General features: G+C 40.2%; 15 protein-coding genes. 14 read left to right on the forward strand and 1 reads right to left on the reverse strand.

Annotated elements, in window-relative coordinates; translation table 11 throughout:
* Window positions 1–396: 396 nt before the first annotated feature.
* The gene (locus EKM98_RS06530) at window positions 397–1,395 is read right to left on the reverse strand and encodes a YhdH/YhfP family quinone oxidoreductase (protein ID WP_125981426.1); all 999 of its coding nucleotides are present in this window, start codon (window positions 1,393–1,395) and stop codon (window positions 397–399) included.
* 165 nt (window positions 1,396–1,560) lie between these two features.
* On the opposite strand from EKM98_RS06530, the gene EKM98_RS06535 reads away from it, so the two are divergent.
* From EKM98_RS06535 to EKM98_RS06600, 14 genes are all read left to right on the forward strand, one after another.
* Complete coding sequence (locus tag EKM98_RS06535; RefSeq protein WP_125981428.1) at window positions 1,561–2,655, forward strand: ABC transporter ATP-binding protein; 1,095 nt, start codon at window positions 1,561–1,563, stop codon at window positions 2,653–2,655.
* On the forward strand, window positions 2,652–3,464 hold the full coding sequence (locus EKM98_RS06540) for an ABC transporter permease (RefSeq protein ID WP_068225251.1): 813 nt from the start codon (window positions 2,652–2,654) through the stop codon (window positions 3,462–3,464). The genes EKM98_RS06535 and EKM98_RS06540 overlap by 4 nt, the downstream gene beginning before the upstream one ends.
* A complete protein-coding gene (locus EKM98_RS06545; protein WP_068225247.1) occupies window positions 3,461–4,285 on the forward strand; it encodes an ABC transporter permease in 825 nt (274 codons plus the stop codon). Before EKM98_RS06540 ends, EKM98_RS06545 begins: the two co-directional genes overlap by 4 nt.
* On the forward strand, window positions 4,282–5,355 hold the full coding sequence (locus EKM98_RS06550) for an ABC transporter substrate-binding protein (RefSeq protein WP_125981430.1): 1,074 nt from the start codon (window positions 4,282–4,284) through the stop codon (window positions 5,353–5,355). The genes EKM98_RS06545 and EKM98_RS06550 overlap by 4 nt, the downstream gene beginning before the upstream one ends.
* 114 nt (window positions 5,356–5,469) lie before the next feature.
* A complete protein-coding gene (cdaA, locus tag EKM98_RS06555; RefSeq protein WP_068225242.1) occupies window positions 5,470–6,309 on the forward strand; it encodes a diadenylate cyclase CdaA in 840 nt (279 codons plus the stop codon).
* Window positions 6,306–7,436: a CdaR family protein gene (locus EKM98_RS06560; RefSeq protein WP_125981432.1), complete on the forward strand. Its 1,131-nt coding sequence runs from the start codon at window positions 6,306–6,308 to the stop codon at window positions 7,434–7,436. The genes cdaA and EKM98_RS06560 overlap by 4 nt, the downstream gene beginning before the upstream one ends.
* Before the next feature lie 28 nt (window positions 7,437–7,464).
* On the forward strand, window positions 7,465–8,823 hold the full coding sequence (gene glmM, locus EKM98_RS06565) for a phosphoglucosamine mutase (RefSeq protein ID WP_125981434.1): 1,359 nt from the start codon (window positions 7,465–7,467) through the stop codon (window positions 8,821–8,823).
* A gap of 427 nt (window positions 8,824–9,250) precedes the next feature.
* Window positions 9,251–11,065 carry a glutamine--fructose-6-phosphate transaminase (isomerizing) gene (glmS, locus tag EKM98_RS06570; protein ID WP_125981436.1) on the forward strand — a complete coding sequence of 605 codons (1,815 nt, stop codon included), beginning with the start codon at window positions 9,251–9,253 and terminating at the stop codon, window positions 11,063–11,065.
* Window positions 11,066–11,305: 240 nt separating this feature from the next.
* Window positions 11,306–12,049: a YebC/PmpR family DNA-binding transcriptional regulator gene (locus EKM98_RS06575; RefSeq protein ID WP_100071412.1), complete on the forward strand. Its 744-nt coding sequence runs from the start codon at window positions 11,306–11,308 to the stop codon at window positions 12,047–12,049.
* A 467-nt stretch (window positions 12,050–12,516) separates the two neighbouring features.
* Entirely contained in the window at window positions 12,517–13,488 is a 972-nt protein-coding gene (comGA, locus tag EKM98_RS06580) for a competence type IV pilus ATPase ComGA (protein WP_125981438.1), read from the forward strand.
* Window positions 13,442–14,476, forward strand: coding sequence for a competence type IV pilus assembly protein ComGB (comGB, locus tag EKM98_RS06585; RefSeq protein WP_125981440.1), 1,035 nt, complete (start codon window positions 13,442–13,444; stop codon window positions 14,474–14,476). Before comGA ends, comGB begins: the two co-directional genes overlap by 47 nt.
* A 74-nt stretch (window positions 14,477–14,550) precedes the next feature.
* On the forward strand, window positions 14,551–14,856 hold the full coding sequence (comGC, locus tag EKM98_RS06590) for a competence type IV pilus major pilin ComGC (RefSeq protein ID WP_404802943.1): 306 nt from the start codon (window positions 14,551–14,553) through the stop codon (window positions 14,854–14,856).
* Window positions 14,853–15,260, forward strand: coding sequence for a type II secretion system protein (locus EKM98_RS06595; RefSeq protein ID WP_125981442.1), 408 nt, complete (start codon window positions 14,853–14,855; stop codon window positions 15,258–15,260). Before comGC ends, EKM98_RS06595 begins: the two co-directional genes overlap by 4 nt.
* Complete coding sequence (locus EKM98_RS06600) at window positions 15,253–15,456, forward strand: hypothetical protein (RefSeq protein WP_125981444.1); 204 nt, start codon at window positions 15,253–15,255, stop codon at window positions 15,454–15,456. Before EKM98_RS06595 ends, EKM98_RS06600 begins: the two co-directional genes overlap by 8 nt.

Genomic DNA, 15,456 nt, shown 5'->3' on the forward strand with positions numbered 1-15,456 from the left:
TGTAACGGACAAAAAGAAAAATCCGGTAAGAACTGGAAAACTCACCAGTTCTTACCGGAACTAATCTTAGATTGTTTTGTTTCCGAACATTACTCTATAACGTGCGCCAAAAGTCTGGATTCACGTGTCTAACTACAGCCAATTCAATAACCATAGTACGGTTATTGAATTGGCTTACGTTACGCAGTAAATCCAAAAGCGACTTTTGTCCCACTCCCTTGTTATTTTTAGACATTATTCTAGTGCATCAAAGCACCATTTTTAAAACGATTGACTAGTTTTCAGAACGCCAAAACCTAACTAAATCTGATCACGTGTAATTCAGTGGCCAAGCGGCATAAGCATTGTTTTTAATAGCGATATAATTCGATTTAAATATGAGCACTACACTTTTAACTAGGAGATCTTTACAATCACGCGGCCTTGGCGAGGTGATTTTAAGTAAGTTGGTAGGAATAATCCTAAATCTTTGAATAAGACGGTTTTTACTTTGAAATCAGTTAAATTGGTTGGCCAAAAATCAGTGGCCAAATGTTGCCAAATTACTGGTCGTTGCGTACTGGAAACGTTGACAGAGTCAATGCCATACAGGGTAATTCCCCGAAGAATAAAGGGTAAAGTGGTGGCGGCCAATTGGATGCCGGCAGCATTGCCAGATAAAGCAACGGCACCGGTGTAGCTGATTTGTGGAAGTAAATTATTTAAAAGGGTACCACCAACTGCGTCAACAACACCAGTGTATTTTTGTTTGAGTAATGGCCGTTTTTTATCATTAATTAGTTCAGCAGGATTAATTACTTTGGTTGCGCCAAGTTGCTCTAAATATGATTGCTGCTGTGGTTGACGGGTGACCGCGGTGAGATCTTGGTAGCCCAATTGGTGGAGCATCATGAGTGCTAGACCGCCGACGCCGCCGGTGGTGCCAGTGACAAGTAGTGGTGCTTGCGGATTTAGCATTGAGCTGTGCTGGCGCAAGGTTAGAATGGATAACGCCGCCGTAAAGCCCGCGGTTCCAAAAAACATGGCCTGTTTGGTTGTTAGGCCGTTGGACAAAGGGACCACCCAACTTTCAGGAACGGTAATGTATTCGGCAAAGCCACCGGGATGATTAATGCCCAGACCAAAACCAGTTACAACCACGGCAGTTCCAGGTAGTAATTTGGCGGAAGCACTGTTAACGATCACTCCCGCGGCATCAATGCCGGGAATTTGGGGGTAGTGGTGAAGAACGCCACTTTTTGCGTTAAGCGTTAGGGCGTCTTTAAAATTAATACTGGAATAATCGACCTTAATTTGGACTTGGCCGTCTTCAAGTGGTTGTAGTGTCTGGGTAGTAAATTGCGGGATGATTGTGTCCGCTTCTTGCGTGAGTTCTAAGGCTTGGTAGTCAGTCATGTTATTCCCTCCAAAGTGAAGCTACTTTCTTATCATTGTAAGCCATTTCACAATGGTAAAACAAGTACGGAAAAGGTTTAAAAAAAGCATTTTGTCCGATATAATTGGTGGTGCTGTGAATTAAACTTAAAAATGAATAACTTAACTAAAAAGGAGCAATGTGCGTTGGCAAATACAATTATTAGTTTTGAAGCTGTTGATAAGCGTTATGGTGACACAATTGCCTTAAATGATATTAATTTTGAATTAGAACAAGGCAAATTCTATACCTTATTAGGGCCTTCTGGTTGTGGCAAAACAACTATTCTTAGAATTCTGGCCGGTTTTACGAGCGCAACAAGTGGTGAAATAAAATTCAAGGGCCAAAAGATTAATAACTTACCCGCAAATAAACGTAAAGTTAATACAGTATTTCAAGACTACGCACTTTTTCCCCACCTAAATGTTTTTGATAATGTTGCTTTTGGCCTCAGTTTACGAAAAGTTCCTAAGGCAGAAATTCGGCGACGAGTACTTGAAGCGTTACGCCTAGTTCAGCTAACGGGCTATGATGATCGTGAGATTGCCGAGTTATCCGGTGGTCAACAACAACGGGTTGCAATTGCCCGGGCCATTGTTAATGAGCCGGAAGTTTTACTGTTGGACGAACCATTATCGGCGTTAGATGCCAAATTACGAACGGCAATGCAAGTTGAATTACGTCAGTTGCAACGTAGATTAGGCATTACTTTTTTGTTTGTTACCCATGATCAAGGTGAGGCACTGGCAATGAGTGATGAAATCTTTGTAATGAATAATGGCAAGATTTTGCAGCAAGGGAATCCGGTAGATATCTACGATGAACCAATTAATCATTTTGTTGCGGATTTCATTGGCGAAAGTAACATCGTCAAAGGAAAAATGGTCAAGGATTACTTAGTTTCTTTTGTTGGTAAGCAATTTGAGTGCGCGGATGCAGGAATGCGGCCTAACGAGCCCGTTGAGATTGTTTTACGCCCAGAAGACTTAGTTTTAACCGATGTAACCAAGGGAAAGCTTACTGTGACGGTAGATACGCAAGTTTTCCGGGGAAATATTTATGAAATTATGAGTCATGATAGTGCAAATAATCAGTGGCTCATTCACGCCGTGCATAAGGCCACGATTGGACAAAAAGTGGGGATTAGTTTTGGCCCCGAGGACGTACACGTTATGCGCTTTGGTGAATCAGAAGAAGAATTTGACGCGCGGCTTGAGACTTATGAAGGTGAAGAAGAATGAAACGTTTTAATCCGGCCTATAGCTTCCTGTACATCCTTTGGATCGTTCTTTTTGTAATTGCGCCGTTAGTCTTGATTGTTTACCAATCATTTTTTGATATTAGCGGCCATTTAACGCTTGCCAATTATCAAGCGTACTTTGGTTCGGGTACTTACCTTAAAATGACACTTAATTCGATTTGGTACGCACTATTGATCACGTTGCTAACACTCCTGATTAGCTACCCAACGGCCTATTGGCTAAATCAAACTAAAAACAAGCAGTTGTGGCTGTTGCTGATTATTTTACCGACTTGGATTAACCTTTTATTGAAGGCTTATGCGTTTATTGGTATTCTCAGTCAAAATGGTTCAGTGAATCATTTTCTCACTTTTGTTGGGATTGGCCCCCAGCAACTGTTATTTACCAACGCTAGTTTTATCTTTGTCGCGGCTTATATTGAAATTCCGTTTATGATCTTACCAATTTTTAATGCCATTGACGAGCTGAATCCATCCTTCGTTAATGCCAGTCGTGATTTAGGCGCGACTAATTGGCAAACCTTTAGTAAAGTAATTTTTCCCTTAACGATAAATGGTGTTAAGGCAGGCGTTCAAGCCGTTTTCATTCCTTCATTATCGTTATTCATGTTAACGCGTTTAATCGGCGGTAATAAGGTGATTACGCTAGGAACAGCAATTGAGGAGCATTTCTTAGTAACTCAGAATTGGGGAATGGGTTCCACGATCGGCGTGGTTTTAATTGTTGCAATGGTCATTATTATGTTTGTTACTGGTGAACGACGAAAAAAGGGGCGAAAAGGTGAATGAAAAAGCGATTTAGTTGGCAAAACTTATATTTAATCTTCGTTTTTGCGTTACTTTACGTACCGATTTTTTATTTAATCTTTTATTCCTTTAATCGTGGCGGAACGATGACGCATTTTACTGGTTTTACTTGGCAGCATTATACGGAATTATTTAGTGATTCCCGGATGATCGAGATTGTTGTTGATACCTTGTTAATCGCGCTTTTGTCATCACTTTTGGCGACTATTATTGGAACGTTGGGAGCATTACAGATTTATAGTGTTAAACGGCCGGTTGTTAAAAACGCTATTTTATCATTAAATAATATCCTAATGGTTTCGCCAGATGTTATCATTGGGGCCAGCTTTTTAATCTTTTTTACCTTTTTAGGGTTCAAACTTGGTTTTGGCTCCGTCCTACTAAGCCATATTGCTTTTTCAATTCCAATTGTGGTATTAATGGTGCTCCCTAAGCTAAACGAGATGAATTTATCTTTGATCGATGCCGCAACTGATTTAGGCGCTACCAATTTTCAAGTCTTCAGTCGAGTGATTTTACCCTACATTGCCCCCGGTGTTTTTGCCGGTTACTTCATGGCCTTTACCTATTCGCTAGACGATTTTGCGGTGACCTTTTTTGTTACTGGTAATGGCTTTGAAACGCTGTCAGTTGAAATTTACGCTCGGGCTCGGCAAGGAATTAGTTTAGAAATTAATGCACTATCTGCGTTGATGTTTGTTTTTTCTTTATTGTTAGTTGTTGGGTATTATTTTCTAAATCAGTATAATTCTTCCAAACGAACGCGAAAGCGGCAACGATTGGAGGCAACCCAAATTAAATGAAACGATTAGTTAGCTTTATTTTAGGAATTCTGGCGGTTTGTCTCTTATTATTTATGACTAGTAGCCATTTACAAAAGGCACAAGGCCTGACTAATTCCGATACGTTAACCCTGTATAATTGGGGCGATTATATTGATCCACAATTAATTAAAAAATTTCAACGGGAAACTGGCTATAAAGTTCGTGTTGAGACTTTTGATAGCAACGAAGCAATGTTTACTAAGATTCAGCAGGGCGGTACTAGTTATGATCTTGCCGTTCCATCGGAATACATGGTTCAAAAAATGCGAAAGGCGCATTTACTCAAGCCATTAAACAAGTCCCGAATTCACGGCCTGGCTAATATAAATTCACGCTTTCTTAACCTTGGTTTTGATCCGGATAATCGCTACTCAGTACCCTATTTTTGGGGAACGTTAGGAATTGTCTACAACGATCAGATGGTTAAGGCTAATCAGGTACAACACTGGCGTGATTTATGGTCGCCACGTTTTCGTAACCAAATTATGTTGGTGGATTCTGCCCGGGATATTATGGGAATGGCTTTAATCGAGCAAGGTCATTCCGTTAATACAACTAATCCAGTTCAGTTGAATGCAGCAAAAAAACGTCTTGATCAGTTAAGTCCAAACGTTAAGGCGATTGTTGCAGATGAGATTAAAATGTACATGGCACAAGATGAGGCGGCAGTAGCGGTTACTTGGTCCGGCGAGGCCTCTGAGATGATGGCGAATAATTCTCATTTACATTATGTTGTACCAAGTGAGGGAAGCAATCTGTGGTTTGATAATTTAGTGATTCCAAGGACAGCCAAGCACTATAAAGCAATTTACGCGTTCATTAATTTCATGCTAAGACCGGAAAATGCTGCGCAAAATGCGACCTATGTTGGTTACGCCACGCCGAATAAAGCGGCCGAAAAAAAGCTACCAAAATCAGTTGCTAATGATCCACAATTTTATCCTGATGAAAAAACAATTAGTCATCTGCAAGTTTACCAAGATCTAGGACCGCGCATGGTTGGTATTTATAACGATAAATTTCTTGAATTTAAGATGCATGGGCACTAAAGGTAATTCGGTTGTTTAGCGGTTAGGGAGGACTTTTCCAAATAAGTTTAGCGGAAACGTAGTCCCGTTCGTGCTATAATAATAACGCAAGTTTATAAGAAGTGGAGGTAGCCTATGTCAATTAATTGGAATGATCTATTAAACTGGGGTAACATCGTCAACTTGTTAGACATCTTTGTTGTCTGGTATTTTATTTATAAGTTGATCATGTTAGTCCGGGGAACCAAGGCGGTACAGCTATTAAAGGGAATAGTTGTGATCGTGGTAATTAAATTGATCAGTTGGGGAATCGGGCTACGAACTGTTTCATTTATTATGGATCAGGTCATTAATTGGGGTGTTATTGCCACTGTAATTATATTTCAACCTGAAATTCGACGAGGCCTAGAGCATTTAGGCCGCGGTTCAATTTTTGTACGTAATCGTTCGCAAAATGAACAGGAAAAGCGCATGATTGCCGGGCTTGATAAGGCGATTCAGTACATGTCAAAGCGGCGAATTGGGGCCTTGATGACGTTACAGCTAAATACTGGTTTAGAGGATTATATCGAAACTGGGATTACATTGGACGCTGATGTTACCGGGGAATTACTGATTAATATCTTTATTCCTAACACACCTTTACATGATGGTGCAGTAATCATTCAAAATGGGCGAATCGCGGTGGCCGCAGCATATTTACCGTTATCAGATAGTAATCTTATCCCTAAAGAATTAGGGACAAGACATCGGGCGGCCGTTGGAATCAGTGAAGTCACTGATGCCTTAACCATTGTTGTTTCAGAAGAAACCGGTGGGGTCATGATCACTCAAAATAGTGAAATGATGCGTGATCTATCCCAAGAGGATTACCTTAAAATTTTACGTCGTGAATTATTGAAGCCTGAACAACCGCAGCGAAATGTTGTGCAGGAATTTATCGACGCAGTCATTAAGGGGGGAATTAAAAAATGAACAAATTTTTTAATAGCCCTTGGGTTTACCGTGGCTTGGCACTAATTTTTGCGATCATGTTGTTTACTTACGTTAATATTGATCGAATCAATTCAACAAGACAAGCCGCCAGTAGCAGTAGTACAATGTTAGCAAATAAATCAAAAACAATTACGGTGCCTTTACAGATCAACGCTGATACGGATAAATATTTTATCACCGGTTATCCTGAAAAAGTTAAGGTTAAAATTGAAGGGCCTAGTGCTTTAGTAACAGCAACGACCAATACACAAAATTTTAAAGTAATGGCCAACCTTGAACGGCTGGGTGTTGGTAAACACGTTGTTACCTTGCGTCAGGAAGGGCTAAATAAGGAACTTAGTTACCGTATTAGTCCCCAACGAGTAACAATTGATGTTCAGCGTAAGGAGATCAAGCGTTTCCCAATTCAGGTTAAGTTTAATAAGGCTAATTTGGCAACCGGCTACACAACGGGCGATATTAGTTTGAATCAAACGACAACGACTGTAACGGGATCACGTTCGGCCGTGAATTCAATTGATCAAGTTGTTGCAACCGTAAATACAAAGAACAATATTGAAAGTGATATTTCCCAGGAAACTTTACTGCAAGCCTTAGATAGCAAGGGAAATACGGTTAATGTCTTAATGGATCCACAGGCGGTTAAGGTGACTATACCAGTGGAACATCCATCCAAAAAAGTAAGTATTAATTTGAAAGCTACTGGAACACCGGCTGATGGTAAAGCAGTTAAGTTATCTTCAGACACCAAGTCAGTTACCGTAACAGGACCGCAAAGTGAACTTGATAAATTGAAGGACTTAACAGTTGATGTGCCAGTGGATGATGCTTCATCTTCAACTACCAAGACGATTAGTCTTGATCCAGGCAGCAATAACTTACAATGTACTCCGAAGAGTGTTCAGGTACTTGTATCCGTTAATGATGATGATACTAATAATAATGACGCAGCAGCTGAAAGCGGCGCAACCAGCAGTAGTGTTGCCACAACTTCCAGTAAAAATAATAGTTCAAGTAGTTCGACTTCTTCCGAATCGAGTGCGGCGTCAAGTCAGAGTTCGAATCAAGGAAGCTCAAGTAGCAGCAGCTCACAATCTAATCAATAAACGAAAAAAGAAACGAGGAATTTAAGTTATGGGAAGATATTTTGGAACCGATGGCGTACGAGGTGTTGCGAATCAAGAATTAACGCCTGAGTTGGCTTTTCGCGTTGGTCGAACTGGTGGCTATGTTTTAGCTAAATACCAGGAAAATCAAGATAAAAAGCCACTTGTTTTGGTTGCGCGTGACACACGAATTTCTGGTCAGTTATTAGAAGAAGCATTAATTTCTGGTTTATTGTCAGTCGGCATCGAGGTTATGTCTTTAGGTGTTATTTCAACACCAGCCGTAGCCTATTTAACTCGTATTCAAGGAGCTGCCGCTGGTGTACAGATAACAGCTTCGCACAATCCAGCTGAATATAATGGCATTAAGTTTTTTGGTCCCGATGGTTTTAAACTTTTGGATGAACAAGAAGCTGAGATTGAGGACCTCTTGGATGAACCCAAGGACACGCTACCACGACCATCAAAAGAAGGTCTTGGTACTGTTGCGGACTATCCAGAAGGTGTATTAAAGTACACGCAATTTTTAGAACAAACCTTACAAGAAGATTTGTCAGGTCTAAATGTTGTTGTTGACGCGGCTAATGGTGCTACTAGCGGGATTGTCACTCGTTTGTTTGCCGACTTAGAGACTGAGTTTACGACAATTGCCACTAAACCAAATGGTGTGAATATCAACGATGGTGTTGGTTCAACTCATCCCGAAAAGCTTGCGGAAACGGTTGTTGCTAAGGAAGCACAGGCTGGTGTTGCCTTTGATGGTGATGGTGATCGCTGTATTGCAGTTGATGAAGAAGGTAAGATCGTTAACGGTGATAAGATCATGTACATTTTAGGTAATTACTTTGCTCAGCGTGGCCGACTCAAGAAAGATACTGTCGTCACAACGGTCATGAGTAATATGGGCCTTTATAAGGCGTTAGAGGCCGATGGTTTGAAGTCCCTACAAACTAAGGTCGGTGATCGCTATGTTGTTGAAGAGATGCGTAAGAGCGGCTACAACTTAGGCGGCGAACAGTCAGGACACGTTGTTTTATTTGATTACAATACAACAGGTGACGGACTTTTAACGGCTATTCAATTATTAAATGTTATGAAGCAAACGGGTAAAAAACTCTCCGAATTAGCAGAGCCAGTCAAAACTTATCCGCAAAAATTGGTTAATATTAAAGTTGCCGATAAGAAAAAGGCCCTTGATAACCCAACGATTAAGGATGTTATTGACACCGTTGAAAAAGAAATGAACGGTGATGGTCGTGTTTTGGTGCGTCCAAGTGGGACCGAACCATTACTGCGCGTCATGGCCGAAGCACCAACAAAAGAAGAAGTTGGTCAGTACGTTGATCGAATCGCGGCCGTTGTTCGGGAACAAGTTGGTGTCGAATAGCTTAGCAATGAATTTTTTTACCAACTAGATAATTGTAAATATAAAAAAATAAGGAACAATTACAAAAAAATTGTGATTGTTCCTTATTTTTGTGTCTTGGCTTATGATTAATAATAGTATACCAATATTAAATTATTTATTTTTATGTGAGCTATAATTGACAACTGTTTAACTTAAGGCTATAGTTTTAAGTGTTTCCAATTACTAAATGAGAAAAGGATGTGTCTATACCAATATAATGGAAAGCGCCTGGGCCAAAATTAATTTTTTGGTTGACGAGGAAGAAGTCTATCGAATATCGGCGGGTGGCTTCAGGGTCTGCACTCTACAGATTGATCGTTAAAAACAAGTGTAAGCTTGCAATAAAGCGGCAATCACGCAGTTGGAAACATGAACTTCAATTTAATCTGAGAAGAGGATGTTTTTTATGTGTGGAATTGTTGGTGTTATCGGAAAAGAAAATACCGTTGATATTTTGATCAATGGTTTACAAAAATTAGAGTACCGTGGCTATGATTCAGCAGGTGTTTACGTTAACGATCAAAATGGTCATGATTATTTAGTTAAAACAAAGGGCCGAATTGCGGACCTTAAAAAAGCGATTGGGCCTGAAGTGAAAGGAACCATGGGAATCGGGCACACACGCTGGGCAACTCATGGTATTCCTAGTGACGTTAATGCGCACCCACATGTATCGGCTGATGGTCGTTTTTATCTGGTCCACAATGGTGTCATCAATAACTATGCCGAATTACGTGATCAATATTTGCAGGGTGTTAATCTAGTTAGTCAAACTGATACGGAAGTTGTTGTTCAATTGGTTGACTATTTTGCAACCAAGGAGCAACTCTCTGGTAAGGAAGCCTTTCGGAAAACAGTTCAGTTACTGGATGGTTCTTACGCGTTCTTGTTAGTTGATCGTGAAGATCCGGACACGTTATACGTTGCTAAGAATAAGAGTCCGTTGTTAATTGGTGTGGGTGATGGCTTTAACGTTGTTTGCTCGGATGCCATGGCAATGGTTGGTCAAACCAAGGACTTTGTTGAGCTCCATGATGGCGAAATTGTGACGGTTAAAAAAGATGGAATTGCGATTGAAACACTGGCTGGTGAAGCAGTTACCCGAAAGTCATATCACGTTTCAATTAACGAAAGTGATACTGAAAAAGGCACTTACCCATTTTATATGTTAAAGGAAATTGACGAACAACCAGCCGTTATGCGAACATTGCTCCAGAAGTATTTAGATGATGCGGGTAAGCCTAAAATTGAAACTGATCTTTTAAAGGCGCTGAACCAGGCGGATCGGCTTTATATTTTAGCAGCTGGAACCAGCTATAACGCAGGTTTAGTTGCAAAATCAATTTTCGAAAAATTGGCCAATATTCCAACGGAAGTTCAGTTGGCAAGTGAGTTTGGCTATAACACACCGCTATTGTCCAAGAAACCGTTCTTCCTTTTCCTATCACAAAGTGGCGAAACGGCAGATAGTCGCCAAGTATTAGTCAAGGTTAACGAATGGGGCTACCCAAGTTTAACGATCACGAATTCAGAAGGATCAACCTTGTCACGTGAGGCTACGTACACGATGTTACTTGATGCCGGTCCCGAGATTGCGGTTGCTTCAACTAAGGCCTACACGGCACAAATTGCTTTACAAACTATTTTGGCTAAAGCATTAGGTGATGTTCGCCAGCAACCAGTCGCCGCTGACTTTGATGTTAAAGGTCAGTTGAGTATCGTTGCCAATGAAATGCAAAGTTTAGTTGATGAAAAAGAATTGATTAACTCGTTGGCCAAGAATTATTTGGCTACAACCCGCAATGCCTTTTATATTGGTCGTGGCTATGATTTTGCCGTTTCTTTAGAGGCAGCACTGAAATTGAAAGAAATTTCTTACGTCCAAGCAGAAGGTTTTGCCGGAGCTGAATTGAAACACGGCACAATCTCGTTGATTGAGGATGGCACGCCAGTTATGGCAATTATCACTGATAAGCGCGTGGCAAGTCATACTCGTGGAAATATCCAAGAAGTTAAGGCCCGTGGCGCACACGTATTAACCATTGCGATGGATAGTGTTGCCCAACCGGAAGACAACATTACTTTTTCGGATGTTGACCCAATGTTGACACCATTATTAACCGTTGTACCAGCTCAATTATTAGCCTATTACACTAGTTTGAATCGGGGCTATGATGTTGATAAACCACGTAATTTGGCCAAGGCGGTTACGGTAGAGTAAGCTTAATTTAAAAGTGAGTGGGTTAGGCCGTTTGGCAATAATTGCTAAATGGCCTAACTTATTTTTTTGTCAAATTTAATCGGTTAGATTTTTGAGGTGGGGATAATTCAGTTTAAAAATAAGTAATCGGTATCAATTTATTGATGGTGGGTCTTGTCAGCGACGGCTAGTTTTGATAATATAGTCTAGGTGTCTTACTGAATTGACACAACTTTTTGATAAAGGAAAGAGGGAAATAACATGTCAGGACATTCAAAATGGCATAACATCCAGGGCCGTAAAAACGCCCAAGATGCAAAGCGTGGAAAAATCTTCCAAAAAATATCTCGCGAGTTATATATGGCTGTAAAAGCTGGGGGTCCTGATCCTTCTTCAAACCCCCAACTACGCTTGATTATGGATAAGGCACGAGCTGCTAATATGCCGAAGGATAATGTTAAACACGCGGTTGATAAGGGTTCTAATACTGATACAGCAAATTATGAAGAAGTTACTTATGAAGGTTACGCACCAGGTGGCGTTGCCGTTTTAGTGCACGCTTTAACGGATAATAAGAACCGGACATCATCCAATGTACGTGTTGCTTTTACACGTAACGGTGGTGCTTTAGGGGCTTCTGGTTCAGTTGCTTATATGTTTGATCGCCGTGGTTATATTGTAATCGAACGTGAAGATTTGGACGTTGATGAAGATCAGATGTTAGAGGATGCTTTGGAAACTGGTGCCGATGATATGGAAACTTCAGATGAAGCTTTCGAAATTTACACTGATCCTAAGCAATTGGCAGCTGTTCGTGATGCTTTGGAAGCAAAAGGTTATAAGTTAGCAAACGCTGAATTAACCATGATTCCTGAGAACACGACACCAGTTCCAACGGATAAGGTTGAACAATTTGAACGGATGATTGATCTTCTCGAAGATGATGATGACGTTTCGGATGTTTACCATACTGGTGAATTACCAGATAATGAAGACGCTAAATAATAATTGTAATTTTAAGCACTTGGCAAAATAGCCAAGTGCTTTTTTATATCCGCCAAAAATGAAAACGGTGGTGTGACAAAGGCACGTGAACACTGATTTTGGGCGCACGTTCTAGTGCATCGTAGCGACCATATTTAAAACTAGTAACTAGTTTTTAAAACGCTAAAACCTAACTGGTACAGGAACGAACAGTTTAGATTCCATTCCGGCGCTGGCGTATGGAATGCGTGCACTGGATTGGAATCTAAATTAAATCCGCCCACGTGTAAGTCAATAGCAAGCGGCATAAGCATTATTTTTGGTAGCAATATAATTCAATTTAAATATGAACGCTACATTCCACTAGAGTAATGATCAGAAATAGTAAGCGGCTAGGATTTTTATTCCTGCCTTCTAAAAATTACATCTTATCAGTTAAATAAAATGGCGCTACGTTTTACGTAATTTATTGATAAGGAGGTGAGAACATGTCTGTTGAGGAACAAGCAACAAAAATATTGAGAATGGCCGTTGAACAAAGACTAACTGATTTATATTTCTTACCAGTTGGCCAGCAATATCAGATTAAAAAGCGAACGAGTACAGGCATTGAATTGTGGCAAATGATGACGAGAACAGAAGTTAAACCATTATTAAATCATTTGAAGTATAGTGCCAAGATGTCACTTAGTGAAACAAGGCGCCCACAATTAGGGGCACGGACACTTAAAATGGCGGATCGTACTGTATTCTTACGTTTATCTACCGTTGGAAATTTTGAAAACCTTGAATCAATGGTTATTCGTTTTATCTACGCGTACGCAGATACGAATCAATTTATTTTTCCCCAGCAATTAACCCAGTTGCAGCAATTAAGTCAACAACGTGGCCTGATGTTGTTTGCCGGGCCAACTGGTTCTGGTAAAACAACGACTTTATATCGAATTGCTCGGCAAAATGCTCAGGAAAAAATCGTCATGGCGATTGAAGATCCGATTGAAATTTATGAAAATAATTTTCTACAACTTCAAGTTAATGACCAGGCCAATATGACCTACGCCGAATTACTGAAGGTTAGTTTACGCCACCGACCAGATATTTTTATTATTGGGGAAATTCGTGATGAACAAACTGCCGCCGCAGCGATTAGGGCGGCCTTAAGTGGTCATTTGGTGTTGAGCACGGTACACGCGCGAAGTGCCGCGGGGGTCATTAAGCGCCTAACTGATTTTAAAATTGATCAAGAAACCTTAAAAGATTGTCTAACCAGTGTCTGTTATCAACGAATTTTACCCACTGAAAAAAAGCAAGCGGCTATTTTGTTTGATTTATTGAATAACCAGACCTTGGCGGGGGCCTTTACCGGAAAAACGATGGTAGGTTGGCCTAAATTATTGGAGCAGGCATGGCAAGATGGGATTATTTCTTCAGAAACGGCTAAAGCATATCAAAATGGGTAAGCAACGACGTCATTTTGAAATTGAATTTTTTTCGTTACTGGCCGATTTACTGGAGGCTGGTTTTTCCTTACCCCAAAGCATTGAATTTATGCTGGTATTACTACCTAATCAAGCAGACCGGTTAGTTCTACTCAAGCAACAATTAAGTTCGGGAAAAGAGCTGGCAGATGCCTTTTTTGAGGTGGGGATTAACGCGGATGTTGTGAGCCAAATTCGAATCACCGAAAAGCATGGTGACTTGCAACAAAGTCTAAAACAGATTGGCCGCCTATTACTTGAACAAGAAAAGCAAAAACGGCAACTTAAACGCCTATTACGCTATCCCTTCGTGTTGTTATTACTTTTAGGTGGGCTCATCTTTTTTGTCAAGCAGATGATCGAGCCTGAATTACTATCCTGGCAGGCCAATATGAACCAAAACGTCCTGCTTTATTGGCGTTACTTTGGTCTGAGTTTGGCGGGGATCGGCTTAGTTAGTTTGATCTTTTACTTAAAGCTACTTTTTGAAAAGAATCCGTTAAAAAGAGCCATATTTTGTAACCGTTTACCACTTGTTGGCCGTTCGTACCGAGAATATTATCATTATTATTTACTTTTTAACTTGGGAACGTTATTAAAAAATGGGCTAAATTTACAAGAAATATGTCAACTATTAACCAATTTTTCGGAAAACAGTTTACTTTATCAACTCGGCAAACAAATTCAACCGCAATTGGCAGAAGGTAAGAACTTAGCAAATATCGTAACCGAACAGGCGCTATTTCCAGATGAATTAGCATTATTTGTCCAAAAGGGGGAAACTAAAGAATTTTTGGGAGAAGAACTAATTGTCCAAGCAAGATTGACCTACCGCAAAATGCTTCAAGAGATCGAACGAATCGTCACTTACGTTCAACCTTTCTTTTTCGGCATTATTGCGCTGACGATCATTGGTGTCTATTTAAGTATCTTATTACCGCTGTACCAAATGATGGAGGGGATGTACTAATGAAAATTATTTTGAAGAATAAAATGGGTCAAAGGGTGTCATTGTGGGGGTCTTTTGTACAAATTAAAAAGTTGATTGCTTCATTTAGTCATCAGGTTTTAAAAAAATCGAAAAGGGCCTTTACCTTGATCGAAATGGTAGTTGTCTTATTTATTATTACTTTATTAATTATGATCGTGTTACCCAATGTGGGTGCCCAACGTAAAAATGCAGAATCAACGAGCGATGTCGCGTTTAAGACAGTGGTCCAAACCCAAAGGGATCTTTACGCCAATGATCACGATAATAAGCGGGCCAGTCTGGATGAATTAAAAGAGGCGGGTTATTTGTCTGAGAAGCAATTAACTAAGGCCAAGGCACTTGAAGCTAAAGAAAAATGATTAGTCACCGTGGCTTTACGTTAATCGAAACGGTTATTGTTTTGGCGATGATCGTTTTATGTATTACCTTTCCTGCAAGCCAAATCCGCCCTTTTTATTATCACCGGGCAGAAACGATTTTTTTAAATCAATTTGATCAGGCGTGGCACTATAGCTTGATTAAATCGGCCGTGGAACGGGATCGTGTCCAGGTGAGTATTACACAAAAGCAAGTTTTATTCCGTGGTAAAGATAGCGGCTGGAGTCATCAAATTATACTACCAGAAACAATGCGGGCGCTTCCGCAACAATTTTCCTTAAGTAATCAAGGGCACGTTAGTCCAGTTAAAATAACTTTTCATTCCGACTATTTTAAAAATAATACGGTTCTAAAACCGCAAATGGGGTGGGGTTCTTATGAATAAATTACGATCAGGTTTTGTTTTAATGGAGACCATGTTTGCGCTTTTTTTAATAACTTTAGGGATTATTAGTTTTGGAGAAAGCTTTCAACAATTTAAAAAACAAGTGAACCTCGAACAAGCTAAAGTAAACCAGGCAAAATTGGTTTACGAGTCCAGCCAAGTTAAGCTGGCCAAGACCGTTTTAGTGGATGATTGA

Origin of the sequence: Loigolactobacillus iwatensis, from assembly GCF_003950295.1 — a bacterium.
In the GTDB taxonomy this organism is placed as follows: Bacteria; Bacillota; Bacilli; order Lactobacillales; family Lactobacillaceae; genus Loigolactobacillus; species Loigolactobacillus iwatensis.

What these genes read in the sequence shown, in the direction of transcription:
- EKM98_RS06530 (WP_125981426.1), bottom strand. Translation starts at nt 1,395, where the DNA reads ATGACTGACTACCAAGCCTTAGAACTCACGCAAGAAGCGGACACAATC.
- EKM98_RS06540 (WP_068225251.1), top strand. Translation starts at nt 2,652, where the DNA reads ATGAAACGTTTTAATCCGGCCTATAGCTTCCTGTACATCCTTTGGATC.
- EKM98_RS06545 (WP_068225247.1), top strand. Translation starts at nt 3,461, where the DNA reads ATGAAAAAGCGATTTAGTTGGCAAAACTTATATTTAATCTTCGTTTTT.
- EKM98_RS06550 (WP_125981430.1), top strand. Translation starts at nt 4,282, where the DNA reads ATGAAACGATTAGTTAGCTTTATTTTAGGAATTCTGGCGGTTTGTCTC.
- cdaA (WP_068225242.1), top strand. Translation starts at nt 5,470, where the DNA reads ATGTCAATTAATTGGAATGATCTATTAAACTGGGGTAACATCGTCAAC.
- EKM98_RS06560 (WP_125981432.1), top strand. Translation starts at nt 6,306, where the DNA reads ATGAACAAATTTTTTAATAGCCCTTGGGTTTACCGTGGCTTGGCACTA.
- glmM (WP_125981434.1), top strand. Translation starts at nt 7,465, where the DNA reads ATGGGAAGATATTTTGGAACCGATGGCGTACGAGGTGTTGCGAATCAA.
- glmS (WP_125981436.1), top strand. Translation starts at nt 9,251, where the DNA reads ATGTGTGGAATTGTTGGTGTTATCGGAAAAGAAAATACCGTTGATATT.
- EKM98_RS06575 (WP_100071412.1), top strand. Translation starts at nt 11,306, where the DNA reads ATGTCAGGACATTCAAAATGGCATAACATCCAGGGCCGTAAAAACGCC.
- comGA (WP_125981438.1), top strand. Translation starts at nt 12,517, where the DNA reads ATGTCTGTTGAGGAACAAGCAACAAAAATATTGAGAATGGCCGTTGAA.
- comGB (WP_125981440.1), top strand. Translation starts at nt 13,442, where the DNA reads ATGGGATTATTTCTTCAGAAACGGCTAAAGCATATCAAAATGGGTAAG.
- EKM98_RS06595 (WP_125981442.1), top strand. Translation starts at nt 14,853, where the DNA reads ATGATTAGTCACCGTGGCTTTACGTTAATCGAAACGGTTATTGTTTTG.
- EKM98_RS06600 (WP_125981444.1), top strand. Translation starts at nt 15,253, where the DNA reads ATGAATAAATTACGATCAGGTTTTGTTTTAATGGAGACCATGTTTGCG.